This window comes from Liquorilactobacillus sicerae (assembly GCF_029916425.1).
Lineage (GTDB): Bacteria > Bacillota > Bacilli > Lactobacillales > Lactobacillaceae > Liquorilactobacillus > Liquorilactobacillus sicerae.
Window position 1 is genome coordinate 1 of the sequence record NZ_JAHAVQ010000156.1, and the last position, 501, is coordinate 501.

The following is a 501-nucleotide window of genomic DNA, read 5'->3' on the forward strand; positions in this document are numbered from 1 at the left end:
GATCAAGATGTCAATGATGTAAACCAAAAAATCATTAAATTGAAACAAAATCAAGTAGTTTAATTATTGATTCATTTTCTCTATTTATTTTTACAAGGAGTATTTACTATGAAAATTTATGTTGATATAAACACAAAACGTGATGGAAATGGTACGAAGGAGCATCCATATAAATTAATAAACGAAGCAGCGAAAATTGCAGTTCCTGGTGATGAAGTTCTTGTATTTCCTGGCGTATATCATGAAAATGTTAATCCAGTTAATGCTGGAACTTAAGAAGCACGCATCATTTATCGAAGTGTTGAACCATTAAAAGCAACTATTACTGGTGCAGAGACAATTAATGGTTGGAAGAAGTATAAGGGTGATGTTTGGATTACTAGAATCAATAATGGAGTATTTGGATCATATAATCCATATACAACTTATGTGCGTGGTGATTGGTATAACGGTCCAGTAAATAAGCATACTGGTGCAGTATATATGAACGACCTTCAATTT

The 501-nt window shown here is 31.9% G+C and carries 2 protein-coding genes; both read left to right on the forward strand.

Annotated features, from left to right (window positions below; all coding sequences use genetic code 11):
- Positions 1–108: 108 nt before the first annotated feature.
- Entirely contained in the window at positions 109–276 is a 168-nt protein-coding gene (locus KH893_RS11765) for a hypothetical protein (RefSeq protein WP_281166273.1), read from the forward strand.
- Positions 277–339: 63 nt separating this feature from the next.
- A partial coding sequence (locus tag KH893_RS13115) for a hypothetical protein (protein WP_345803741.1) occupies positions 340–501 on the forward strand: 162 nt, incomplete at its 3' end.

Bases quoted from the DNA above. Each gene is read 5' to 3' on its own strand.
- KH893_RS11765 (WP_281166273.1), top strand. From the start codon at position 109: ATGAAAATTTATGTTGATATAAACACAAAACGTGATGGAAATGGTACG.